The organism is Brevibacillus humidisoli (assembly GCF_020923435.1).
GTDB classification, from domain to species: domain Bacteria; phylum Bacillota; class Bacilli; order Brevibacillales; family Brevibacillaceae; genus Brevibacillus_E; species Brevibacillus_E humidisoli.
Genome location: NZ_CP087263.1, coordinates 1,993,769 through 2,016,949, shown reverse-complemented (window position 1 = coordinate 2,016,949; position 23,181 = coordinate 1,993,769). Strand labels below are relative to the sequence as shown.

General features: G+C 53.3%; 24 protein-coding genes. All 24 read left to right on the top strand.

Going from position 1 to position 23,181, the window contains the following annotated elements:
- Window positions 1–18: 18 nt before the first annotated feature.
- Window positions 19–723, top strand: a complete 705-nt coding sequence (locus LOK74_RS09940; RefSeq protein WP_230046961.1) for a demethylmenaquinone methyltransferase — start codon at window positions 19–21, stop codon at window positions 721–723.
- A gap of 40 nt (window positions 724–763) precedes the next feature.
- The gene (locus tag LOK74_RS09935) at window positions 764–1,639 is read left to right on the top strand and encodes a UbiA-like polyprenyltransferase (RefSeq protein WP_230046479.1); all 876 of its coding nucleotides are present in this window, start codon (window positions 764–766) and stop codon (window positions 1,637–1,639) included.
- Entirely contained in the window at window positions 1,630–2,232 is a 603-nt protein-coding gene (locus LOK74_RS09930; protein ID WP_230046478.1) for a UbiX family flavin prenyltransferase, read from the top strand. The genes LOK74_RS09935 and LOK74_RS09930 overlap by 10 nt, the downstream gene beginning before the upstream one ends.
- Window positions 2,229–3,098 (top strand): menaquinone biosynthetic enzyme MqnA/MqnD family protein, encoded by an 870-nt coding sequence (locus tag LOK74_RS09925; RefSeq protein ID WP_230046477.1) that lies wholly within the window; start codon window positions 2,229–2,231, stop codon window positions 3,096–3,098. Before LOK74_RS09930 ends, LOK74_RS09925 begins: the two co-directional genes overlap by 4 nt.
- 10 nt (window positions 3,099–3,108) lie before the next feature.
- The gene (gene hepT, locus LOK74_RS09920; protein ID WP_230046476.1) at window positions 3,109–4,074 is read left to right on the top strand and encodes a heptaprenyl diphosphate synthase component II; all 966 of its coding nucleotides are present in this window, start codon (window positions 3,109–3,111) and stop codon (window positions 4,072–4,074) included.
- Between the two features lie 100 nt (window positions 4,075–4,174).
- Window positions 4,175–4,618, top strand: coding sequence for a nucleoside-diphosphate kinase (gene ndk / locus LOK74_RS09915; protein WP_230046475.1), 444 nt, complete (start codon window positions 4,175–4,177; stop codon window positions 4,616–4,618).
- 93 nt (window positions 4,619–4,711) lie between these two features.
- Entirely contained in the window at window positions 4,712–5,494 is a 783-nt protein-coding gene (locus tag LOK74_RS09910) for a CheR family methyltransferase (RefSeq protein WP_230046474.1), read from the top strand.
- 72 nt (window positions 5,495–5,566) lie between these two features.
- Window positions 5,567–5,734, top strand: coding sequence for a hypothetical protein (locus LOK74_RS09905; protein ID WP_230046473.1), 168 nt, complete (start codon window positions 5,567–5,569; stop codon window positions 5,732–5,734).
- A 117-nt stretch (window positions 5,735–5,851) separates the two neighbouring features.
- A complete protein-coding gene (gene aroC, locus LOK74_RS09900; RefSeq protein WP_230046472.1) occupies window positions 5,852–7,012 on the top strand; it encodes a chorismate synthase in 1,161 nt (386 codons plus the stop codon).
- Window positions 7,012–8,121: a 3-dehydroquinate synthase gene (gene aroB, locus LOK74_RS09895; protein WP_230046471.1), complete on the top strand. Its 1,110-nt coding sequence runs from the start codon at window positions 7,012–7,014 to the stop codon at window positions 8,119–8,121. Before aroC ends, aroB begins: the two co-directional genes overlap by 1 nt.
- Entirely contained in the window at window positions 8,118–8,486 is a 369-nt protein-coding gene (gene aroH / locus LOK74_RS09890; protein ID WP_230046470.1) for a chorismate mutase, read from the top strand. Before aroB ends, aroH begins: the two co-directional genes overlap by 4 nt.
- Before the next feature lie 258 nt (window positions 8,487–8,744).
- Window positions 8,745–10,262 carry an anthranilate synthase component I gene (gene trpE / locus LOK74_RS09885; protein ID WP_230046469.1) on the top strand — a complete coding sequence of 506 codons (1,518 nt, stop codon included), beginning with the start codon at window positions 8,745–8,747 and terminating at the stop codon, window positions 10,260–10,262.
- Window positions 10,259–11,284 carry an anthranilate phosphoribosyltransferase gene (trpD, locus tag LOK74_RS09880; RefSeq protein WP_230046468.1) on the top strand — a complete coding sequence of 342 codons (1,026 nt, stop codon included), beginning with the start codon at window positions 10,259–10,261 and terminating at the stop codon, window positions 11,282–11,284. Before trpE ends, trpD begins: the two co-directional genes overlap by 4 nt.
- Window positions 11,274–12,083: an indole-3-glycerol phosphate synthase TrpC gene (gene trpC / locus LOK74_RS09875; protein ID WP_230046467.1), complete on the top strand. Its 810-nt coding sequence runs from the start codon at window positions 11,274–11,276 to the stop codon at window positions 12,081–12,083. The genes trpD and trpC overlap by 11 nt, the downstream gene beginning before the upstream one ends.
- Window positions 12,080–12,748 (top strand): phosphoribosylanthranilate isomerase, encoded by a 669-nt coding sequence (locus LOK74_RS09870; RefSeq protein WP_230046466.1) that lies wholly within the window; start codon window positions 12,080–12,082, stop codon window positions 12,746–12,748. The genes trpC and LOK74_RS09870 overlap by 4 nt, the downstream gene beginning before the upstream one ends.
- Window positions 12,711–13,937 (top strand): tryptophan synthase subunit beta, encoded by a 1,227-nt coding sequence (gene trpB / locus LOK74_RS09865; RefSeq protein WP_230046465.1) that lies wholly within the window; start codon window positions 12,711–12,713, stop codon window positions 13,935–13,937. Before LOK74_RS09870 ends, trpB begins: the two co-directional genes overlap by 38 nt.
- Window positions 13,934–14,752, top strand: coding sequence for a tryptophan synthase subunit alpha (gene trpA, locus LOK74_RS09860; protein WP_230046464.1), 819 nt, complete (start codon window positions 13,934–13,936; stop codon window positions 14,750–14,752). The genes trpB and trpA overlap by 4 nt, the downstream gene beginning before the upstream one ends.
- Before the next feature lie 30 nt (window positions 14,753–14,782).
- A complete protein-coding gene (gene hisC / locus LOK74_RS09855) occupies window positions 14,783–15,880 on the top strand; it encodes a histidinol-phosphate transaminase (protein WP_230046463.1) in 1,098 nt (365 codons plus the stop codon).
- Window positions 15,881–15,973: 93 nt separating this feature from the next.
- Entirely contained in the window at window positions 15,974–17,074 is a 1,101-nt protein-coding gene (locus LOK74_RS09850) for a prephenate dehydrogenase (protein WP_230046462.1), read from the top strand.
- A 17-nt stretch (window positions 17,075–17,091) separates the two neighbouring features.
- Window positions 17,092–18,372, top strand: coding sequence for a 3-phosphoshikimate 1-carboxyvinyltransferase (gene aroA / locus LOK74_RS09845; protein WP_230046461.1), 1,281 nt, complete (start codon window positions 17,092–17,094; stop codon window positions 18,370–18,372).
- A 355-nt stretch (window positions 18,373–18,727) separates the two neighbouring features.
- Entirely contained in the window at window positions 18,728–20,428 is a 1,701-nt protein-coding gene (locus LOK74_RS09840; protein WP_230046460.1) for an ABC-ATPase domain-containing protein, read from the top strand.
- A 137-nt stretch (window positions 20,429–20,565) separates the two neighbouring features.
- The gene (locus LOK74_RS09835; RefSeq protein WP_230046459.1) at window positions 20,566–21,696 is read left to right on the top strand and encodes an amidohydrolase family protein; all 1,131 of its coding nucleotides are present in this window, start codon (window positions 20,566–20,568) and stop codon (window positions 21,694–21,696) included.
- A gap of 269 nt (window positions 21,697–21,965) precedes the next feature.
- Window positions 21,966–22,559 carry an RNA polymerase sigma factor gene (locus LOK74_RS09830; RefSeq protein ID WP_230046960.1) on the top strand — a complete coding sequence of 198 codons (594 nt, stop codon included), beginning with the start codon at window positions 21,966–21,968 and terminating at the stop codon, window positions 22,557–22,559.
- The gene (locus LOK74_RS09825) at window positions 22,556–23,179 is read left to right on the top strand and encodes a zf-HC2 domain-containing protein (RefSeq protein ID WP_230046458.1); all 624 of its coding nucleotides are present in this window, start codon (window positions 22,556–22,558) and stop codon (window positions 23,177–23,179) included. The genes LOK74_RS09830 and LOK74_RS09825 overlap by 4 nt, the downstream gene beginning before the upstream one ends.
- Window positions 23,180–23,181: the final 2 nt, after the last annotated feature.

The window sequence follows — 23,181 nt, the reverse complement described above, 5'->3', positions numbered from 1 at the left end:
ATCGTGAACAATCAACAGATGCGCCAAAAAGCCGAGTTCGTCCATTCCGTGTTTGAGAGTATCGCCGACCAGTATGATCGGATGAACAACGTGATCAGTTTTGGATGCCATGTTCTATGGCGAAACTACACGATGAAACAGATGAGCGTACAGCCTGGACAAGCTGCTCTTGACGTCGCATGCGGCACGGGAGACTGGACGATCCAGTTGGCACATGCCGTTGGGAAGACCGGGCGTGTGGTCGGACTGGACTTCAGTCAGAATATGCTGGACGTAGGAGCATACAAGGTAGCCAAGGAAGGCTTGGGGGACAACGTTGCGCTGGTCAATGCGGACGCGATGCAGCTTCCTTACGAAGACAATACGTTTGATTACGCTACGATTGGCTTTGCCCTGCGAAATGTGCCAGATATTCAGACGGTATTAAACGAGATGGCGCGGGTGGTGAAACCCGGGGGACAAGTCGTTTCACTGGAGGTTTCAAAACCACCGTTCCTCCCGTATCGACAGCTATTTTACCTGTACTTTTATAACATCCTGCCGCATATCGCCAAATGGTTCGTCAACAAGTATGAAGAGTACGCCTGGCTGCCCCAGTCGTTGACCCACTTCCCCGACAGCCGCGAACTGGCGGCGATGTTTCAACAGGCCGGATTGGACCCTGTCAGAGTAAAACTGTTTCTCGGCGGGGTTGCCGCCCTGCATATTGGGATTAAAAAGTAGCGCGAACGGAAGTAATGATACAGATCGGAAGTGCGTAGGTATGGTCTTTCGGAAAGTAAACATTATTTTGGAAATGATTAAGTTTGAACATACGATTTTTGCCCTTCCTTTTGCGTTTATGGGCGCTGTGCTCGGCAATTTCGTGGTTGAAGGGGATTGGCCGACGTGGAGTGAAATATTTTGGGTTACAGTGGCCATGGTGGGAGCACGCAGTGCCGCGATGTCGCTCAACCGATTGATTGACCGGTATATCGATGCGAAGAATCCGCGGACGGCCAACCGGGCGATTCCCGCAGGGCTGCTTTCAGTGGGAGAAGTTATTCTCTTTATTATCGTGTCCTTTGCCATGCTGTTTATCGCTGCCTACCAGCTTAATGACTTGGCCGTGAAGCTGCTTCCGCTTGCCGTTTTAGTGCTGATCCTGTACTCGTATACCAAGCGTTTCACTTGGGCGTGTCACTTTGTGCTCGGCGTGGCGATCGGTTTCGGACCGCTTGGCGGGTGGATTGCCACCACGGGCATCGTGGACAGTACGGCTCTGCTGCTGTTTGTAACGGTGATGCTTTGGACGGCTGGGTTTGACATCATCTATGCCTGTCAGGATACCGAGTTTGACCAACGAGAGGGGTTGTACTCAATACCTAGTCGGTTTGGGATTCCCAAGGCCCTGCTGATCGCAAGAAGCTGTCATCTGCTTACCGTCATCGGCTTGTTCGCCTTATACCAATTAGCATCGCTCTCGGTATGGTTCCTGTTAGGGGTGATCTTGGCCTCCCTGATTCTGCTCTATGAACATAGTCTGGTCAAGCCGACGGATCTGTCCAAGCTGGATGTCGCTTTTTTTACGATGAACGGGATTCTCAGCGTCGTCGTCTTCACCTTTACCCTGATTGACCTGGTGATCACATGGGTGTAAAAAGAATAGCAGTTGGGATTACCGGAGCGAGCGGCGCCATCTATGGCGTGCGCTTCGTACAGGAGGTTTTGAAGGCCGGGCACAAGGTTCACCTGATGATTACAGAAGCTGGTTGGCAAGTATTTCGCGACGAGTTGGACTGGTATTCCGATGATCGGGAGCAGCTGCTGCAGGACAGGCTGCAGCAGCAGTTTCCGGGCAGCCTGCACTATTGGACCATGCGCGATTTCTCGTCGCCGGTTGCCAGCGGGTCGGCTAAGTCGGATGGGATGATCATCATTCCATGTTCGATGGGGACACTCTCCGGGATAGCCAATGGAGCATCAGGCAATCTGTTGGAACGGGCAGCCGATGTCGTGCTAAAAGAGGGGCGGCAATTGGTGTTGGTCCCGAGGGAAACACCGCTCAACGCGATTCATCTGGAAAACATGTTGAAACTAAACCGCATGGGGGCAAAAATCATGCCGGCGATGCCTGGTTACTACCACAAACCGCAGACGCTGGATGATCTGGTCCATTTTATCGTGGGAAAGGCATTGGATGCCTTTGACATCCCCCATACGTTGTTTACACGCTGGGGGAGTGAAACATGAGTCAGAAACAACTGCGGATTGGGCAGATTATCTATACCAACACACTTCCGGTCTATTTCTTTTTTGAAGAAGAACGATTTGCTGACAGCATTGATTTTATCACGCAGTATCCAGCTCAACTAAACCAGGCGATGGCGCAGGGGGAGATAGACGTCGGGCCGATCTCATCCTTCAGTTATGCCGAGCATCACCGACAGTACCAGGTACTGCCGGACCTGTCGATCAGCGCAAAAGAGAAAGTCCGCTCTATCTATCTGTTCAGCAAACGCCCTATCGAGGAATTGAACGGGGCGACGATCGCTTTGACCAACACGTCGGCTACTTCTGTCAACCTGCTGCGGATCATCCTGCAGAAGTTTTTAGCATTTGACGTACAGTATCAGGCACATAATCCGGTACTGGAGCAAATGATGACCTTCGCGGATGCCGCTCTGCTGATCGGCGACGAAGCTGTTGTCGCTTACCGGGATCATCACCATCGATACCATGTGTACGATTTGGCTGAACTTTGGTATCGTTACACCGGGTATCCGATGACGTTTGCGGTGTGGGCAGTGCGGAAGCAGGCGGTGCAGGAACAAGGACCGCTTTTGCGCCAGGTTCACGCTGCCTTTTTGGAGAGCAAACAGCGAAGTCTGCGTGAACTGGATAAAGTGGTTGCCTACGCACAAGAGAAGTTTGGCGGCGATCCATCATTCTGGTTTACCTACTTCCGTGGATTGCGATACGACTTTACTGCTGAACTAAGCACGGGGTTGGAGTACTATTTTGCCTTGGCGAAAGAGTTGGGGCTGCTGCCGGCTACGGTAAAGGTAGAGCGTTGGCAGGAAGGTATGCGAGAGACGAATACTACGTTTTTGAGTTAGGGTGGAATGGATGAAGCTCGTAGATATTTACGTACAACTAAAGGGGGATGTGGAATCCATCGAACGGACACTGGAGCAATCGATGGATACGCGAACCCGGGAACTGTATCAGTCCTCTACCCATCTGTTAAAGGCGGGAGGAAAGCGAATACGTCCCGTCTTTGTCCTGCTGGGCGGAAAATGGGGAGAATACGATATTGAGCGGCTGAAGCACGTAGCTGTGCCACTGGAATTGATCCACATGGCCACCTTGGTGCACGATGACGTAATTGACGATGCGGACAAGCGGCGGGGCCGTGAGACGGTAAAAGCAAAGTGGGACAACCGGATTGCGATGTATACGGGAGACTACATCTTTGCGCGTGCGCTTACGATAGCCACAAAACTGTCCAATCCACGCATCCATCAGATCTTGTCCAAAGCGATCGTGGAGATGTGCAAAGGCGAAATCGAACAAGTGCGCGATCTCAATAACTGGGATCAGGGATTAAAGCACTACCTGCGACGCATCAAGCGGAAAACGGCCTTGCTGATCGCCATCAGCTGTCAGTTGGGAGCAATCGCCAGCAATGCGCCAGAAGATCGGATTCGCTCGATGTATCGCTACGGATACAACGTAGGGATGGCGTTCCAGATCGCCGATGACCTGCTCGATTTCACGGCCAGCGAGAAGCAGTTGGGCAAGCCGGTCGGCAGTGATTTGCGTCAAGGCAATATTACGCTGCCTGCCTTGTACAGTTTGTGGTTCGGCCAGGAGAGGAGACGCCTGCGTGACTGGCTGGAGCAGGACGCTATCCACGAGCATATAGAAGAAGCGATTGCCTTGATCCGTGAAGGAGAAGGCATTGCCTACGCCCGTTCACTGGCTCAGCGGTATTTGAATCGCGCCCGGACAGCTTTGAGCGATCTTCCTGACAACAAAACCAAACGCTCGTTGTTGGAGATCGCCGATTTTATTATCGAGCGCAATTTCTAGCATTTTTCCGCTCGTTTGGCTTGCTTGGCGCCTACTCTTTTGATAATATGTTCTTTGGTGTGAGACCACTTTTGAATACATAGTTGTGATGGAGGCAGGAATGGAAAAGACATTTATCATGGTAAAACCGGACGGGGTTCAACGGAACCTGGTCGGCGAGATTGTATCCCGTTTCGAAGCAAAAGGATTTACCCTCGTGGCGGCAAAACTGATGCAGGTAAGCCGCGAATTGGCCGAGCAGCATTACGCCGAGCACAAAGAACGTCCGTTTTTCGGTGAACTGGTGGACTTTATCACTTCCGGCCCTGTATTTGCTATGGTATGGCAAGGAGAGAACGTGATCAGTACGGCTCGCAACATGATGGGTAAAACCAACCCTGCTGATGCGGCTCCTGGCACGATCCGCGGCGACTTTGCCGTCTCCGTGGGCATGAACGTGATCCACGGATCGGATTCTCCGGAAAGCGCTGAGCGCGAAATGGGATTGTGGTTTTCTAAAGAAGAGATCCTCAGTTACGAGAAAACAACCCAACGCTGGATTTAAAACCGGAGAAAACGGGAAAAGACTCCATGCACGGAGTCTTTTTTCGTAGATTCCGGACAGTCATCCACTGTTTTCGACGAGGAGGATTTTGAGATGGAAGACCGCGATTTTATGCAGTTCGTCACCCAAATCAAGCAAAGAACCGGCATTGACCTCACCCTGTATAAAGAAGCGCAGATGAAACGTCGACTCACTTCACTGCGGACCAAACGAGGGTTTTCCACTTTTACTGCATACTTTGATGCGATCTGCCAGGATCGTGCGCTATTTGATGAATTCCTCGACCGGGTGACAATCAACGTGTCAGAATTTTTTCGCAATCCGGGAAGGTGGGAGGTGTTGGAGCAGAAGATCTTGCTCCGTCTCAGCTACACCTCGCGAAAACTGAAGTGCTGGAGTGCGGCTTGTTCGACGGGAGAGGAACCGTATACCTTGGCGTTGGTTTTAAAACGACGCAACCTGCTTGCGGGCAGTTCCATCCTGGCAACGGATATCGATGAAGGGGCAATCGCAAAGGCAAAGCAAGGGGTGTACACTGAACGTTCTTTGCAGGATTGTCCGCGCGATCTGCTGAGTGAATACTTTGTCAAAGAAGCGGAGACCTATCGACTCTCCCCTGAGATCAAGAAAACAGTCACCTTTCAAAAGCAAAACCTGCTGGCCGATCCGTTTGATACAGGTTATGATTTGATTATCTGCCGCAACGTGATGATCTACTTTACGGAACAGGCCAAACATGAACTGTATCAGAAGTTTAGTCAAGCTCTTCGTCCGGGAGGAGTCCTGTTCGTCGGCAGCACGGAACAAATCTTTCAACCACAACAGTATCAGCTTGAGACGGAAGACACCTTTTTCTATCGAAAAAAAGAAGCATAGGAAGAAAAACGTGTATATACCTCCAAGAATTTTCCAAAAATAAATAAGGAGAATCCAATAGGGAGGTACTACATGGAGAAGCAAAAAGTAATTGAAGCATATCGACGTGGTTTAATTACGCTGCAGGAATGTGGGCAAATTCTCGGGGCGGACAAGTCACAGCTGGACGAACTGGTTACCATTGAGCATGTCCGCCGTTCGGTACCAACCAAACCGTATGTAGTAGCAGATAACCTGTGATCAGTCATGACAGATGCTTCTCTTGGCGAGAAGCTTTTGTTTTGTGGTTTTCTTCCCTCGGTGGGTGTGATATGATAACGCATAAAAGTGGTAAAGGGTAGGAGGAGAAGAGAGAGAATGAGATACTTGACTGCTGGGGAGTCACATGGCCCCCAACTGACAGCGATAATCGAAGGAGTGCCAAGCAACCTGGCGATCTCCGTTGAGCAAATAAACGAGCAGCTGGCACGCCGTCAAAAAGGGTACGGCCGAGGACGGCGCATGCAGATTGAAACGGACAGGGTCTCCATCCTATCCGGCGTGCGTCATGGTTTGACGACAGGAGCGCCGATCACGCTGGTTGTGGAGAACAAAGACTGGACCCATTGGCAAAAGATTATGAGCGTTGAACCAGTCGAAGAGGGAGAAGAGCGGCGTCGTGTATCCCGTCCGCGTCCCGGACACGCTGACTTAAACGGAGCCATCAAATACCACCAGCGCGACATGCGGAATATCTTGGAGCGGTCCAGTGCGCGGGAAACAGCAGTAAGGGTTGCAGTGGGAGGCGTTGCGCGGCAACTGCTTGCTGCCTTTGGGATCAAAGTGGCGGGGCAGGTGCTGCAGATCGGGGAGGTTCAGGCTGAACGCATCGAGCTGCCGATTGACGAGTTGATCGAACAGACAGAGGCTTCGCCTGTACGCTGTCTGGACAAGCAAGCGGAGATGAAAATGATGGCTGCAATCGATAAGGCCAAGGAAGAGGGAGATTCTCTCGGTGGCATTGTCGAAGTGATGGTGGAAGGTGTTCCGGTCGGCCTTGGGAGTCACGTACAGTGGGATCGCAAACTGGATGCTCGTCTCGCTCAGGCTGTTATGAGCATTCAGGCGTTCAAAGGTGTGGAGATCGGGATTGGCTTTGAGGCTGCCGGCCGCCCCGGTTCACAGGTTCACGACGAAATCGCTTGGTCTGAAGAACGTGGTTACCACCGTAAGACAAACCGCGCAGGTGGCTTGGAAGGCGGGATGACAACCGGCATGCCAATCCTCGTGCGTGGTGTGATGAAGCCGATTCCTACCCTGTACAAGCCGCTGCAAAGTGTGGATATCGACACCAAGGAGGCCTTCTCCGCCAGCATCGAACGCTCGGACAGTTGCGCCGTGCCAGCTGCCAGTGTCGTGGCGGAAGCGGTAGTCGCTTGGGAAATCGCCCGTGCCATGTGCGAGAAGTTTCCGAGCGATTCACTAGATGACATGTTGGAGAATGTCAATCAATACCGGGCTTACGCGGAGCGATTCTAATGGAACGAAAAACCTTGCACGTTCAGTTGGCAGAGCGTTCGTATCCGATCCATATCGGCCCCGCACTGTTGGCAGAACTGCCGGCGCTGCTGAGGGCTGCCGGCGCGGTTGACGCGGGGAAGTTGTTCATCCTGACGGATGAGAACGTCGCCCCGTTGTATCTGGAGCGTCTCAAGCGGAATCTGGAGGCGGATGGTTTTGCTGTCGCCGCATGTATCGTAGAGGCGGGAGAGCAGGCGAAGCGGCTTGCCGTCTACGAACAGGTGATGACGGAGGCGATTGAGGCAGGACTTGATAGAAAATCACTGCTGATCGCGCTTGGCGGAGGTGTGATCGGTGATCTTGGAGGGTTTGTCGCCGCCACCTTTATGCGGGGGATCTCGTTTGTACAAGTTCCGACAACGCTATTGGCCCACGACAGTTCCGTCGGGGGCAAGGTGGCCATCAATCATCCGCTGGGCAAGAACCTGATTGGTGCTTTCCACCAGCCCATGCTGGTTGTGTACGATACGGATACACTGCGCAGTTTGCCAAAGCGGGAGGTTGCTGCCGGATTTGCGGAAGTGATCAAACACGGTCTGATCTCTGATGAGCGTTTCGTCGGTTGGTTGGAGCAACATGCTGAGCAGCTCAAGTCGCTTGATCCCGAGTACGTCGGAGAGGCGATCAAGCGTGGCTGCGCAGTGAAAGCGGAAGTGGTCTCAGCAGATGAACGGGAACAGGGGCTGAGAGCCACACTTAATCTAGGACATACGTTTGGCCATGCCTTTGAAGCCTTGCTCGACTATGGAACCTTGAATCACGGCGAGGCGATTGCAATCGGGATGGGGCTGGCTGCGGACGTAGCCGAGCGGATGGGCCTGGCTCCTGAGGGAACAGCGAAGCGAACCAGACAACTGCTGCAGCGCTTTGAATTGCCTGTGGCATGGCCGCAGCAGCTAACGCCGGAAGCCGTGCTTGAGGTGATGCGGCGTGACAAAAAAAGTGTCGGCGGCAAGCTTGTCCTCATCCTGCCGCGGGCGATCGGCCGCGTGGAGATCGTCAAAGAGATCGAGGAAAGCTTGGTACTTCAAGTGATGAACAAGGCACAGGAGGAGCAGACAGGATGATGGTACGCGGGATAAGAGGAGCAATAACGGTAGAGAAAAATGGGGCGGAGGAGATCATCTCGGCGACAGAGGAGTTGCTAGCCGAGATGATCCGGCTCAATCAGGTTTCCGCCGGAGACGTGGCCAGTGTACTGATCACGACAACCGAAGATCTGGATGCTGCTTTTCCAGCTAAAGCAGCGCGCTCGTTTGAGGGGTGGACGTACGTTCCACTGATGTGTGCGCGGGAAATCCCGGTGCCGGGCAGCCTGCCACGCTGTATTCGCGTCATGATGCACGTCAATACGACACGCAGTCAGCGAGAGGTGGAGCATGTTTTCCTGCGGGATGCGGTTCGGTTGAGACCGGACTTGGCCAATAGGTAGTTGACATTTTGGACCGGTTGCTATAAAGTGTTAACCAAGTTGAGGCGCAATGGTTGCGCGAGAGGATAGCATAAGAATCGTTGGAATGTTTGAATGGTTGTGTAAGATTGTCTAGTTGAGATGAGATGAGTGAAGTTGAGGAGAGAAGAGTGGAGCCAGGATGATCGCGTGTGAAACGACCGATCCAGGACTCTTCCTGGATCTTTTTTATTTTCTCTCCGCTGCTTCCTCTTCTACGAAAAGAAGAGGTGATTCCCCGTGTTTCAACCCTCCCTGGAGGACGTACAACGACTTGCTCCGTCGTATACGCTGATTCCTGTCAGGACGACCCTTTTGGCCGACCAGGAGACCCCGATTCGGCTCTATCAGAAATTTCGCAGCGACGATTCCTTTTTGCTGGAGAGTGTGGAAGGAGGCGCTCGTTGGGCCCGCTTTTCGTTTATTGGGCTGCGGCCGTTTCTAAAAATCGAAGCAAAAGATGATCAGATCTCGATTTACGGACGGGATGGCATGCGTGAGCAGTGCCAGGGCAATCCGGTCTGGAAGCTCAGAGAGTACATGGATCGCTACAAAAGTCCAAGTCTGCCTCAGTTCCCGCGGTTGACAGGTGGGGCAGTTGGTTTTTTCGGCTACAACACGCTGCGCTATTTTGAAGAGCTTCCGGCACACCGCGAGGAACATCTGCAGGTGCCCGATCTGCGTTTTTTGTTCGTTGATGAGCTGCTGGTATTTGACCATCTCAAACAGGAAATCCAACTGATTGTCAATCTGCACATCGACAAAGACGACACGCCCGACCTCATTGCCCGCAAATACGATCAGGCGTGTGATCGACTGCAGCAGTTGGCTGCACAGGCAGCAGGTGATCTGCCGGCAAGGGAAACAGGGAAACAGGCGGATGTCGCAGAGCGGCGGACGCGTCAGGAAATGGTGCCGAACATGCCGCGATCCCGGTACGAAGAGATCGTTCGCCGGGCAAAAGAGTACATCGCTGCCGGAGACATCTTTCAGGTGGTGCTGTCGCAGCGTTTCTCAGTCGAAACCACAGTAGATCCGTTCGCCGTATACCGGGTGCTTCGCACGCTTAACCCATCCCCGTACATGTATTATCTCCAGTACGAAAATGAGACCTTGGTCGGGGCATCACCTGAACTGTTGGTTCGGGTAGAGGATGGAAAAGTAGAGATGCGGCCGATCGCGGGAACACGCAAACGAGGCGCTACCGCAGAAGAGGATGTCGCGATGGCAGAAGAGCTGCTCGCGGATCCGAAAGAACGGGCAGAGCATTACATGCTGCTCGACCTAGGCCGCAATGATGTCGGGCGGGTGTCATCTTATGGGTCGGTGAACGTCGATGAACAAATGGTGATCGAACAGTACTCCCATGTGATGCACCTCGTATCTCACGTATCAGGACAGCTTCGAGCAGATCTTCATCCGTTTGACGCCCTGCTGTCCGCGTTTCCTGCTGGTACCGTCTCAGGAGCGCCAAAGCTGCGGGCGATGGAGATCATTGCTGAGCTGGAGCCGGATGCCCGGCATACTTACGCCGGAGCAATCGGCTATCTCAGCTTCACAGGCAATCTAGACAGCTGTATCACGATACGCACGATCTTGTTTAAGGAGAACCAGGCGTATATCCAGGCAGGAGCAGGCATCGTCGCTGATTCTGTCCCTGAACTGGAGTATCGGGAGACGATCAACAAAGCAGCCGCTCTGATGCAAGCTCTGGAGAAGGCGGAGCAGCTGTTTTCCCAAGCGGAGGTGAAAGCATGATCACAGCAGCACTAGAGAAAATCATACGCAAAGAAGATCTGGATCGTGCCACAGCTCGTGAGGCAATGGGGGCGATCATGGATGGAAAAGCAACAGACGCCCAGATTGGGGCCTTTTTGGCAGCGCTGAGGGCAAAAGGAGAGCAAGTGGAGGAAATTATCGGGTTTGCCCAGGCGATGCGGGAAAGAGCGGCTGCTGTGCCGCTTGAGGCTGACGAGTTGGTCGATACCTGTGGTACCGGAGGGGATGGCAGCCATACGTTTAATATCTCCACGGCGGCGGCGATTGTAGCGGCAAGCGGCGGTGTCAAAATCGCCAAGCACGGCAATCGCGCTGTATCTAGCAGAAGCGGCAGCGCCGACGTACTGGAAGCGTTGGAGATCCCAATCTCGCTCACCCCGGAGGAAGCCGCTTCCTGTCTAAAACAGACCAATCTCTGCTTTTTGTTCGCCCCGTTATACCATCAGGCGATGAAGCACGCTGCCGGTCCTCGCCGGGAGCTTGCCATTCGTACCGTATTCAACCTGCTTGGTCCGCTTACGAATCCGGCTGGAGCCAGCCGTCAGTTGATGGGGATCTATGATCGGACGTTGTTGCGGACGGTTGCTGAAGTACTGCGTGAGCTAGGCGTCGAGCGCGCTTTGGTCGTGGCTGGTCAAGACGGACTGGATGAACTAACCGTAACCGGAAAGTCTGATGTGGTTGAACTGCGGGACGGTCAAATTACACAGTTGGAAATCGCACCGGAACAGTTTGGTTTGGGACGTTTCCGCAGTGAGCAGTTGATGGGCGGGGATGCAGCGGAAAACGCCAGGATTATCGAGGGCATCTTTACCGGGAACAGCGGTGCCGCCCGGGACATCGTACTGCTCAATGCCGGGGCGATTCTCTATCTCACTGATCGGGCGGACTCGATTGCGGATGGAGTAACACTGGCTGCAGAATTGGTAGACAGCGGCGAGGTCAGCCGGAAATTACAGCAGATTCGAGAGGTAGCAGGAGGGATCGCGCATGCTTCGTAAGATTGTCGAGACCAAACAGGAGGAAGTCGCCCGACTGAAAGCGGCCACCACCCAGCAGAAACTGCTTAGTCGGCTTGAGTCAGCCCCGGAACCTCGTCCATTTCGCCGTTCCTTGCTGGAGAGTACGAGGCCGGTCAGCGTGATTGCCGAGGTGAAGAAAGCGTCTCCCTCCAAGGGTGTGATCCGAGCCGATTTCGATCCGCTGACGATTGCCAGCAGGTACACCGCGGCTTCTGTCGAAGCGATATCCGTTCTTACTGACGAGACGTACTTCCAGGGGAGTCTTGCCTATCTGGAGCAGATCACCCAGTTGACAGGGGTACCCGTGCTTCGAAAAGACTTTCTGATTGACGAATGGCAGCTTATTCAGTCGCGTGCACACGGAGCCGACTGCATCCTCTTGATTGCCGCGATCCTGGATAGGGAGCAACTGCACCATTTTTCCCAGATGGCGAGACAGTTAGGTATGGATACATTAATTGAGGTGCACAACCGCGAAGAACTTGAGCTCGTTCTGGACACGGTACACCCTGCACTTCTTGGTATCAACAACCGTAATCTGCATACTTTTGAAACCAATCTGTCCACCACAGCGGAATTGATGCCGCTTATCCCGCAAGGAATCCCGGTTGTGAGCGAAAGCGGGGTCTCCCAGCCGGAAGATATCGCTTTTCTGCAGCAGATAGGGGTTCGGGCTGTTTTGGTTGGCGAACATTTTATGAGACAGAAGGATATTACGCAGGCTGTGCAGCGTTTGGTTGGAGAGAGAGCGCCTGACCCGCTCGGATCGTTCCTATGACGTGTGTCAAAATTTGTGGGGTGCGCGATGCGGAGACGCTGCGGCTGCTTTCCGAACAGAACGTTGACTATGTTGGCTTTGTATTTGCCGAAAGCCGTCGACGGGTCTCCCCTCAGCAGGTTGGAGAGATGTTGAGACAAGTTCCGGATCATCCCCCTGCCGTCGGCGTATTTGTCAATCCGACGCGAGAAGAGCTGGACAACGTGTTCGAGCATGCCCTGCTGCAGGTGATACAACTGCACGGTCGAGAGTCGCCTGACGATTGTGTAAGGGTGCGAGATCGATATCATACCGCTGTGTGGAAGGCAATCAGTGTCAAGGACGGGGAGCAGTTGGCGGCAGAAGTGGACCGCTATCGTTCGTGTGTCGATGCGTTCTTGTTTGACACATACGACAAAGTGCTAGCCGGAGGAACGGGTCGTCGGTTTTCCTGGGAGCGGATTCCGGAGTTGGCTGAGTTGGCCGGAAGTGTTCCGTTCTTTGTCGCAGGGGGAATAGACAGCGTCAACGTCGGGAGACTGCTGGACGCCTACGGTCCGCAGGCGATTGACATCTCCAGTGGCGTGGAAACAGATGGCGTGAAAGATCACAATAAGATACAAACATTTCTGGAAAGGGTGAGAGAGCATGACCAAGATGACGGCAGCCAATCAGACGGTGCCTGACGAAAAAGGGAGATTTGGCTCGTTCGGTGGACGATATGTGCCGGAGACACTGATGAATGCGCTAAACGAACTGGAAGAGGCATTTGAGGAAGCACGCAGAGACCCTCAGTTTCTGGCCCAATTGAACCATCTATTTTCGTATTATAGCGGCAGGCCCACACCGCTCTATTATGCGCAGCGGCTGTCCGAGACGTTGGGGGGTGCCCAGATTTACCTGAAGCGAGAGGATCTGAACCATACCGGCGCGCACAAGCTGAACAATGCGTTGGGGCAAGGGTTGTTGGCCAAACGGCTTGGCAAGAAGGCGATCATCGCTGAAACAGGCGCCGGCCAGCACGGTGTTGCGAGCGCAACGGTAGCCGCCAAGCTTGGTCTCTCCTGCAAAGTGTTTATGGGAGAGGAAGACATCAAGCGGCAGGAGCTTAACGTGTTTCGGATGAAACTGTTGGGCGCCGAGGTCATCCCTGCTACTTCAGGTACACGCACATTGAAGGATGCGACCAATGAGGCGATCCGCTACTGGGTGTCCCACGTGGAGGAAGCCTTTTACGTCATCGGTTCGGTTATAGGGCCTCATCCATACCCATACATGGTACGAGAATTCCAAAAAATCATCGGGGAGGAAACCAAGGAACAGGCAATGGACCAAATCGGCCGTATGCCTGACGAAGTGATCGCCTGCGTCGGCGGCGGCAGCAACGCGATGGGGATGTTTTATCCGTTTATCGGAGAAAACGTGAGGCTGCGCGGTGTAGAGGCGGCAGGTCATGGGATCGATACCAAGAAGCACTCCGCTAAATTGACCCTGGGAACCCCGGGCGTGATCCATGGGACGCTAACCTATCTGCTGCAGGATGAATACGGCCAAGTCCAGGAAGCGCACTCCATTTCCGCAGGATTGGACTATCCTGGTGTCGGGCCGGAACACGCCTACCTGAAAGAGATTGGCCGTGTCACGTATACGGCTGTTACAGATGAAGAAGCATTGGCCGCTCTGCAGCTGCTCAGCGAGACGGAAGGTATCATTCCTGCTCTGGAGAGTGCCCACGCGTTGGCCGATGCGATCAAAATTGCCCCGGATATGAGCAGCGATAAGGTGATCGTGGTCTGTCTGTCCGGGCGCGGGGACAAGGATGTTGCGGCAATTCAGAAGTATCTGCAGCCAAAGAAGGGAGAGGAGCAGCGATGATAGGGGTTGAGAATCGTATCGACCGTCTCTTTGCCAAACAACGACAAAAACATTTCATCCCATTCATCACTGTTGGCGATCCGTCCCTGGACGTCTCCTTCCGGTTGGTTCAGGCGTTGGTGGAAGCTGGAGCGTCACTGATTGAACTGGGAGTGCCTTATTCCGATCCACTGGCTGATGGACCGACCATTCAGCGCGCTTCTCTGCGATCGTTGGCGGCGAAGACGAGCATTCGCGACGTGGTCCAGTTTGTCGGACGTTTGCGTCAGGCTGGGATTGAGATCCCGCTTGTGCTGTTCAGCTACTACAATCCCGTCATGCAGTATGGCATTGAACAGTTTTTTGCCGATATGCGGGAGCAGGGCGCTGACGGCATTGTAATTCCCGATTTGCCGGTGGAGGAGAACGAACCTGTTGTTGAGGCGGCAAAGGCCCACGGCCTGCATGTGATCTCGCTGGTTGCTCCAACCTCGGAGCAGCGAATTGCCATGATCGGTCAGCAGGCCAGCGGATTTCTATACTGTGTCTCCTCGCTCGGCGTTACCGGGGCAAGGGTCTCTTTGCGGGAAGACTTGGCTCAGTTTCTGGCCAGCGTTCGGGCCAACACAACCGTTCCGATCGCTGTCGGTTTTGGCATCTCTACTCCGGAGCAGGTAAGGCAGGTAGCAGATCATGCGGACGGAGTCATCGTCGGGAGTGCGATCGTGCAAGAGATCGAGCGGAATCTGTCGCTTCTCACGGACGATAAGCAGCAGGCGGAAGGAATCGCCAACATAAAAACGTTTGTACAAAGCTTGGTCTCTGCGTTAAAATAACAGGAAAAACCTGTTTGGAGTGATTCATACATGATTCCGAAGCAGCGCATCCTCGACGTGCCGATCTACCAGCCCGGCAAGCCAATCGATGAGGTGAAGCGTGAACTGGGACTAACCGAAGTAATCAAGCTGGCTTCCAACGAAAATCCTTTTGGGTGCTCTCCCAAGGTAAAAGAAGCATTGGCAGCCGAATTGAATACATTGGCCGTCTATCCCGACGGAGGCAGCATGCAACTGCGCGAAGAATTGGCAGCCTTTTTGCAAGTCGATCCCAGTCAGCTGATATTCGGGAACGGCTCTGACGAGATCGTGCTGATGATCTCACGGGCCTACCTCAGCGAAGGAACCAATACGGTGATGGCCACACCTACGTTTTCGCAGTATCGTTCCAATGCCAAGATTGAAGGGGCGGAATTGATTGAAGTGCCGCTAAAAGACGGGGTTCACGACCTGGATGCGATGGCGGAAGCGATCAACAGTCAGACACGCGTGGTCTGGGTTTGCAATCCGAACAACCCTTCCGGTACGATTGTGACGGAATCGGAATTGTTGGCATTTCTGGATAAAGTACCGCGCGATGTGCTGGTAGTGATGGACGAGGCATATTACGAGTATGTGGTTGCCGAGGATTATCCGCAGACCATTCCGCTGCTTGACAAATATCCCAATCTTATTATTTTGCGTACTTTTTCCAAAATCTACGGTCTTGCTGCACTGCGGATCGGGTACGGAGTTGCTCATGCGAATATCGTAGGACATCTGAATCACGTGCGCGAACCGTTTAATACAAGTTCATTGGCACAAGCAGCCGCTCGAACAGCGCTGACAGACCAGGAATTCGTCCGCAGCTGTCGCGAGCAAAACCGGATCAACCTGAAGCGGATGACTGACAAGTTTGACGAACTGGGATTGGACTACTTCCCGACGCAGACCAACTTCGTCCTCGTCAACATGAAGGAGGACTCGGATGTCGTATTCCGCAAACTGCTGGCACAGGGCTTGATCGTCCGCTCCGGAAACGCACTTGGTTTTCCAGGCTACCAGCGCATTACGGTGGGTACGGCGGAACAGAACGATAAGCTGTTGACTGCAGTGGAAACAGTCGTACGGGAAGCTCTCAAACAGTAGAGAGATGCCGGCAGAAGCCGGCATCTTTTGCGCATCTGCGGCGCCGTTTTGGACACGCTGGCAAATGGAGTGAAAAGAGAAAGGGAAGTGGAGATGAAAACGACAATTGCTGTGTTGGGGGTCGGGCTGATTGGTGGATCGCTCTCCTTGGCATTAAAGTCCAACTCCGACCATCGCTTGATTGGTTTTGACGTACGGGAGGACTATCTCGACAAAGCGTTGACCAGAGGGATTATCCACGCTGGTACAACCGACCTGCAGACTGCCGTACGGGAAGCGGATTTTATTTTTTTGGCTGCTCCGGTGCAACAACTCTATCCTCTGATTGACCATCTCGCAGAGCTGCAACTCAAAGCGGGTGCGATCGTCAGTGACGTGGGCAGCACGAAGCAGAAAATCGTGCAGTATGGCAAGCGGCTGTCGGAGAAACAGATTACGTTCATTGGCGGACACCCGATGGCTGGTTCTCACAAATCGGGGGTGGAAGCGGCAAACGAACGATTGTTCGAGAACGCGTACTACGTATTGACGCCAACAGATGATGCAGCACAAGCCGACGTGGATCGCTTGAGCAGCGTACTTGCCGCAACCCGGGCAAAAGTGATTGTTCTCGATCCGGTCGAACACGATCGGATCGTTGGTGCCGTGAGTCACTTCCCGCACATTATCGCCGCCGCATTGGTCAACCAGGTGAGCGGTTTCAATGAGACAAACAGCTGGTACCAGCGACTGGCCGCAGGCGGGTTTCGCGACATCACCCGGATCGCATCCAGTAATCCGCAGCTCTGGCGTGATATTCTCCTGAACAACCGGGAGCATCTGCTGGAGATTTCCCGAAACTGGCGGGATGGTCTTGATCAGGTGATGCACTTGGTGGCACAGGAAGATGCGCAAGGGATTGAACAGTTTTTCAGCTCGGCTCGCGATTTTCGTGAGCAGCTCCCTGAGCGGCGCAAGGGAGCGATGGAACCGCTCTACGATCTATACCTGGATATTCCCGACCATCCCGGTGAGATTGGGAGGATCACCACACTGCTCGGTGCCAAACAAATCAGCATCACTAACATTCGCATCATGGAAAATCGCGAGGACATCATGGGTGTGCTCAGGATCACCTTTCGCAGCCAAGAAGAGTTGGAAAAAGGAGAAGAACTGCTGCGCTATTTCGATTACAACGTGTACCGCAGAGACTAGCAAAAGGAGTGGGAGTTGTGTTGCGCGTCACTAAAGCAGACAAAATAGAAGGAACGGTACGTGTTCCGGGAGACAAATCGATTTCCCATCGGGCCGTGATGTTTGGTTCGCTTGCGGAGGGGAAAACGACGATCAGCGGCTTTTTGCCGGGAGCCGATTGTCTGAGTACGATCGACTGTTTTCGCCGGATGGGTATTACTATCGAACAGCAGGGGGATCAGGTCACCGTTTACGGCAAGGGCTGGTACGGTCTCAAAGAGCCAGACCAGCGACTGGATGTAGGCAACTCTGGAACGACCATCCGACTGATGACCGGGATTATGGCTACACAGCCGTTTCACTCGGTGTTGGAAGGTGATGAATCGATTGCCAAGCGACCCATGCGTCGTGTCGTGGGACCGCTTCGCGAAATGGGAGCAAAGATCGACGGGCGTCAGAACGGGGAATATACGCCGCTTGCCATCCGCGGCGGCAAGCTGAACGGCATATCCTACCGTTCGCCGGTTGCCAGTGCACAGGTGAAATCGGCGATCCTGTTGGCTGGACTGCAAGCCGACGGAACGACCAGTGTCGAAGAACCGCACCTATCGCGTGATCACACTGAGCGAATGCTCAAAGCCTTTGGGATTGATGTCCGTCATGAGGGAAGCCGGGTATCTGTCAGCGGTGGACAAACGTTAAAAGGTCGAGATATCTTTGTACCCGGCGACATTTCCTCTGCTGCTTTTCTGATCGCCGCAGTGATGATGGTGCCGGACAGTTCATTGGTAATCGAACAGGTAGGGATCAACCCGACCCGAACGGGGATTATCGATGCGGTTCAGGCGATGGGGGGGCGGCTGGAAATTGTCAACGAACGTCTGATCAATGAAGAGCCGGTCGCAGACCTGCACGTATTTCACTCAGAACTGAGAGGAACCGTGATCGAAGGAGACCTGATTCCGCGTTTGATCGACGAGATTCCGGTTATCGCGGTTATGGCTGCGCAAGCCAACGGACGGACGGTGATCCGTGACGCTCAAGAGCTTAAAGTAAAAGAGACGGATCGCATCGCTACCGTTGCTTCTCAGCTAGCCAAGTTTGGCGCCTCCGTCACGCCGACCGAGGATGGATTGGTGATCGAGGGAGGCAAATCGCTGGTCGGTGCCGAGATCGACAGCATGGGGGATCATCGGATCGGCATGGCCATGGCGATAGCCGGACTTGCAGCGGAGGGCGAGACGACCATCGCCAACGCGGAAGCGATCAACGTATCCTTTCCCGGATTTGCCGAAACGTTGGAGCGGATCACACGCTAAGGGTATTCTTTGCCAAATCCTCGCCCGGCAGGACGGAACTGCCGGGCGGGCCCTTCTGGATGATCGGGAACTGGATGTATCTCGAATAGATTACTTAGTTTTAAAAAAAAAAATCATATAAAATCCGTAAAAATGGTTTGACAAGCGCTTACATTTGAATATAATTAAAACTACAGTATGGTTTCTCTCCACTCCTATCCAAATATATGAAGCACGTATGTGCTGCCGCCGTTTGTATGCGCTTACAATAGCGCAGCGGCGGTCTTTTTTTTGTATAATAAAGCAGACTGATTGCCTTTTCCGACTCGGTTATGTCCCTAGCGAAGATTTTTTGAAGAAAGGATGAAGTAAAGCAATGGAACAACTGCAATCGCTCCTCAAGCGTTTGGATGGCAGAGGCTACAAAGCATATAAGGAAATCCACGGCACATATCGCGGACAGTGGTTTCAACTGCTGATCGATCACGTTCAGGCCGATCCGTTTGCCGCTCCATCTCGGATCCGCTTCACAATGAAAAGAGATCCTGAACGAATTGGCGATGATTGTCTGCAGTCTCCGTGGAGGAGGGTTGCCTCGGAAGATTATCTGGCCAGAGAGGTGGCAGCGGCCATCCGAAAGGCAGCCCCACGTAGAGAAGGGATGGGAAAAAGCGGACTGATCGCAATCGATGCACCCGGTCAGGAAGTCCTGCAACGGACAGCAGTGAAGATTACGGAGCAGACCATTGAGGTCCGCCTGTCGGTCGGACTGCCGGCGGCCGGTCGGACGATTCTCGGTCATGCTGCTGCCCAATTGCTTACTCAATCGGTGCCGTCCATCGTCAAACAAGCGATCTTTGAGATGGATCAAAAACAAATGCTTTACCACCTGCAGTTGGCCGATCAGCAGCAAGCGATCCGCCAATATTTGCGTGAACGGGGGTGGGTCTCCTTCGTGGCAAACGGTTCGATCCTGCCGAGAGAGTCTGGCGTCAGCAACCGCCCGCTGCGCAGCGACCGGGTCATACCGTTTCAGTCGCCGGCCTCACTGGAAGTGGAAGTGCCAATACCTCACCAGCAGGAGCCGCTCCGAGGCATGGCCATTCCGGCAGGCATCACCCTGATTGTAGGTGGGGGATATCATGGCAAGAGCACGCTGCTAAAAGCAATCGAAAGAGGAGTGTACAACCACATTCCGGGCGATGGACGGGAGTATGTATTGACCGATCAGGCGGCCGTACGAATCAGAGCGGAAGACGGACGAAACATTGAGGGAGTGGACATCTCGCCCTTTATCCAAAATCTCCCTTTTGGTCAAAACACAGAACGGTTCTCCACACAGGATGCCAGCGGCAGCACCTCGCAGGCGGCCAACATTATCGAGGCGATGGAGTTGGGATGCAAGCTGCTCTTGATCGATGAAGACACCAGTGCCAACAACTTCATGATGCGTGACGCGAAAATGCAAAGGCTGGTCCAAAAAGAGAAAGAGCCGATTACGCCATTTATAGATAGAGCAAGACAGCTGTATGAACAGCACGGGGTGTCAACGATATTGGTCTTGGGTGGCTCGGGCGACTACTTTGGTATCGCAGATCGAGTGATCATGATGGATGAGTACAAGGCAATCGACGTAACAGGTGAGGCCAAGGCGATCGCTCGCGAAAACGATGACAGGAAGCGGGAGGGCGGTTCCGACTTTGGCCAGCTTACGCCACGTGTGCCGCTTCCTGGCAGTTTTCCGTTGGACCGCCGTGGCCGCGACAGAGTGGATGCCAAGGGGAGAGAGACGATCCTGTTGGGCGATCAACGCATTGATTTATCTGCGGTCGAGCAGTTGGTCGATCAGAGTCAGACGTACGCTATCGCTGAAATGCTGAGGCATATCGCCTCCCGCGCAGATGGCCGCATGACACTCGCCCAACTGATTGGACAGTTGTTTGATCAGATTGAAGCAGACGGTCTCGAATCGATTTCCCGTTATGTGGGCCGTCACCCCGGAGACCTGGCACTGCCGCGCAGGTTTGAAGTGGCCGCAGCTATAAATCGTCTGCGCAGCTTGCACGTAACCTCATAGAGACATACCCATTCAGACGCCCACCGGATGTGCTCCGTCTGGTAGATGTTTTATCAGTTGCAGTCATCTTTTCCCCCTTGGCACATATGCTCGTACTACGAGCATTCAGCATCTCACCGTGCAAGGGGGTACAAGCTGTGGCAGGTCAAACCATCATCATCCGGGGTGGGACACTCGTAACGGCCTATCGAATGGTGCAGGCCGACTTATGGATCGAAGATGGAGTCATTCGCCGAATCGGCAAAGAGACGTTGCAGATTCGCAGAACCGGCAATGGCCGACAATTGAAGATTTTTGACGCAACCGGATACTACGTGCTTCCCGGCCTGATTCTCCTCTCCCGACTGTCGCCATCCGAACTGCAGCGGTCCGTATGGTATAAAGAACAGATCCGACATCTGATCCGTAGAGGTGTTACGGCCGTCCTTCATACCCAGCGATTGGACTCATGGATGGAGCGAGGTCAGATCCGGTACCATCTTACACCTCATTACAATAGTTCCATTGATTACGGTATCCGAATGGGACTGGATGCCTCTATGTTGACCAGGCCGCACCTGCGGATGCTCAAGGACTTGGGATTCCGTCTGTTTGAAGTTACCATACATCGGTATGAAGATCTGATGCGGATCGACTGGCTTCCACTTTATCAGTTGGCAGCACAGGAGCGGTTATCCATTCATTTGCATATTCCTGTAACAGCGCCACTCACTTCTGCAGAGCGATCCGACGCGATCGAACTGTGGACGGCTGATTGCCTGCACGGCCAGATTCGCACGTGGGTCGCCGATAAAGGGCTGCATCTGCAGCCTCGTCATGAGGGAGAGATGTTTTATCGAGTGGTACAAGTGCATGGCAGCCAACTTTCGGCCGCACTAGGTTTCCTGTCCAAGAACTGGTACACCTATTTCCCGGCGTTTTGCCCGATCGACCACTGGACACCACATCTTTCTGTACGGGAGTATGGTTCGGAGCAACTGCTGCAGCTGTTGGTCAGACTTGCCTCGACAAATATTGCAAAAGCGATCGGTTGGTACCCGCGCAAAGGGAGCCTGCTTTCGGGGGCAGACGCCGATCTGTGGTTGTTAAAAAAAGCAGAATGGTTGACAAATTTTGATCTTTCTACTATGCTCAACCTTAGTGAAGTATGCCTACCAGCTTTCGTGATGTCGAAAGGTCGCTGGATTTATCGACATGATACATACTCCGATGTGGTAGGGGCTGGTCGGTATTTGCAGGAGATGCGACCATATCATTACGCGATTTGATACCCCACAACCTGGGGTTTTTCTACACGTGCACGCGCGCTTCTTTCATACGGTTTTGTGTTGTGACTGAACACATTTCATCCTTATGGTTTACGGACAAAAGGCGTCTACAGGAGTAATGCTTCACCTGGCAGCACAGAAGATCACCGTCGGAAAAAATCGAAAAAAATGAAGCCGAGTTAGCGCAACTTTTTATCCTCCTCAACGGTATAACTAGATATAGTAAGCCGTTTGGGGGGATCGGAATCGCTGAGGGGGTATACCTGATGATCACCGACTCCCAACTGATACGCGAAATCAAGGATGGCAACATTGAATGGTACGCTGAATTGATATCCCGTTATGAAAAGAAAATCTTCTCATTTGTCCTGCATATGCTGCGACAAGCCCATTTGGAGCACATGGCAGAGGACATTTGCCAGGAGACTTTCTATAAAGCGTATCGAAGCATCCACTCCTTTCGCGATGTCGAAGCGACATTCTCCACCTGGCTGTATACGATTGCCAGAAATACGGTGTTAAGCGAACTGCGGAAAAGCCGGAATTCGGACGTGTATCTCGAGGACACGGTTCAGGTTCCAGTTGCCTCGTTTGAGCGCATGCCGGAGCAGCAGCTACTCCGTGTGGAGCGTGAAGTGTTGGTGCGCCAAGCAATCAACAACTTGCCTGAGAAACAGCGCTCGGCACTAATCCTGAGAGAATACGAACAGATGGAATACAACGAGATCGCCAGCATTCTCGACCTGACGGTTAGTTCCGTTAAATCCCTGCTGTTTCGGGCCCGCCAGAGCATTAAAATGCAGCTGGAGTCCTACATGATGGATGCTTATCTGGAAGAAGCCGAAGGGATGAACAAACGATGAAATGCGAAGAAGCGCAACAATTGCTAACCGAATATACCGACAACCTGCTGCCCGAGATCACCCGACGCCGTCTCGATCAGCATCTGGAGACTTGTCTGTCGTGTCGGACGGAACATGATCTCTGGAAGGATAGCGGCAAGTGGATACAGGCTGAAAAAGAAAAGTATGCCAATGTTCACTCTCCGAAAAAATCAATTGTCGATGCCGTCATGGAGCGTATCCTTTCAGAAGAGAAATGGGCTATTCCGATCGGGCGAAAAGTGTTTACCGTCACAGCGCGAATGCGCAGGCTCGGGGCACTCGCCGCGATGGTGCTGCTCGCTCTGTGTTCCTTTGCCCTCTACACTCATTCGGGTGAGGAGAAGTTGATGGCTGGAACGATTGTCACCCCGACCAAGACCGAGGTAATCTCTGCATCGATTGAGATTACGACTGATCAAGGGGAGTCTGCTACCGCCACTGTTCCACCTGACAGCAGTCAGGTCGCTTCTGCAGCGGGAGGGATCGGTTATGACCTCAATCAGGAGCAGGCGGGCACAAAGCCGAATTACGGTTTGATTTTCGGTTTTTTCGGTATACTGGTTACCGTATTGGCGATGAGCTGGTTGACGCGTGCCTGACG

What these genes read in the sequence shown, in the direction of transcription:
- hepT (WP_230046476.1), top strand. Translation starts at nt 3,109, where the DNA reads ATGAAGCTCGTAGATATTTACGTACAACTAAAGGGGGATGTGGAATCC.
- LOK74_RS09840 (WP_230046460.1), top strand. Translation starts at nt 18,728, where the DNA reads ATGGAACAACTGCAATCGCTCCTCAAGCGTTTGGATGGCAGAGGCTAC.
- trpB (WP_230046465.1), top strand. Translation starts at nt 12,711, where the DNA reads ATGACCAAGATGACGGCAGCCAATCAGACGGTGCCTGACGAAAAAGGG.
- LOK74_RS09925 (WP_230046477.1), top strand. Translation starts at nt 2,229, where the DNA reads ATGAGTCAGAAACAACTGCGGATTGGGCAGATTATCTATACCAACACA.
- LOK74_RS09940 (WP_230046961.1), top strand. Translation starts at nt 19, where the DNA reads ATGCGCCAAAAAGCCGAGTTCGTCCATTCCGTGTTTGAGAGTATCGCC.
- LOK74_RS09825 (WP_230046458.1), top strand. Translation starts at nt 22,556, where the DNA reads ATGAAATGCGAAGAAGCGCAACAATTGCTAACCGAATATACCGACAAC.
- ndk (WP_230046475.1), top strand. Translation starts at nt 4,175, where the DNA reads ATGGAAAAGACATTTATCATGGTAAAACCGGACGGGGTTCAACGGAAC.
- hisC (WP_230046463.1), top strand. Translation starts at nt 14,783, where the DNA reads ATGATTCCGAAGCAGCGCATCCTCGACGTGCCGATCTACCAGCCCGGC.
- aroC (WP_230046472.1), top strand. Translation starts at nt 5,852, where the DNA reads ATGAGATACTTGACTGCTGGGGAGTCACATGGCCCCCAACTGACAGCG.
- LOK74_RS09850 (WP_230046462.1), top strand. Translation starts at nt 15,974, where the DNA reads ATGAAAACGACAATTGCTGTGTTGGGGGTCGGGCTGATTGGTGGATCG.
- aroH (WP_230046470.1), top strand. Translation starts at nt 8,118, where the DNA reads ATGATGGTACGCGGGATAAGAGGAGCAATAACGGTAGAGAAAAATGGG.
- trpD (WP_230046468.1), top strand. Translation starts at nt 10,259, where the DNA reads ATGATCACAGCAGCACTAGAGAAAATCATACGCAAAGAAGATCTGGAT.
- LOK74_RS09935 (WP_230046479.1), top strand. Translation starts at nt 764, where the DNA reads ATGGTCTTTCGGAAAGTAAACATTATTTTGGAAATGATTAAGTTTGAA.
- trpC (WP_230046467.1), top strand. Translation starts at nt 11,274, where the DNA reads ATGCTTCGTAAGATTGTCGAGACCAAACAGGAGGAAGTCGCCCGACTG.
- LOK74_RS09910 (WP_230046474.1), top strand. Translation starts at nt 4,712, where the DNA reads ATGGAAGACCGCGATTTTATGCAGTTCGTCACCCAAATCAAGCAAAGA.
- trpA (WP_230046464.1), top strand. Translation starts at nt 13,934, where the DNA reads ATGATAGGGGTTGAGAATCGTATCGACCGTCTCTTTGCCAAACAACGA.
- LOK74_RS09930 (WP_230046478.1), top strand. Translation starts at nt 1,630, where the DNA reads ATGGGTGTAAAAAGAATAGCAGTTGGGATTACCGGAGCGAGCGGCGCC.
- LOK74_RS09905 (WP_230046473.1), top strand. Translation starts at nt 5,567, where the DNA reads ATGGAGAAGCAAAAAGTAATTGAAGCATATCGACGTGGTTTAATTACG.
- LOK74_RS09870 (WP_230046466.1), top strand. Translation starts at nt 12,080, where the DNA reads ATGACGTGTGTCAAAATTTGTGGGGTGCGCGATGCGGAGACGCTGCGG.
- aroB (WP_230046471.1), top strand. Translation starts at nt 7,012, where the DNA reads ATGGAACGAAAAACCTTGCACGTTCAGTTGGCAGAGCGTTCGTATCCG.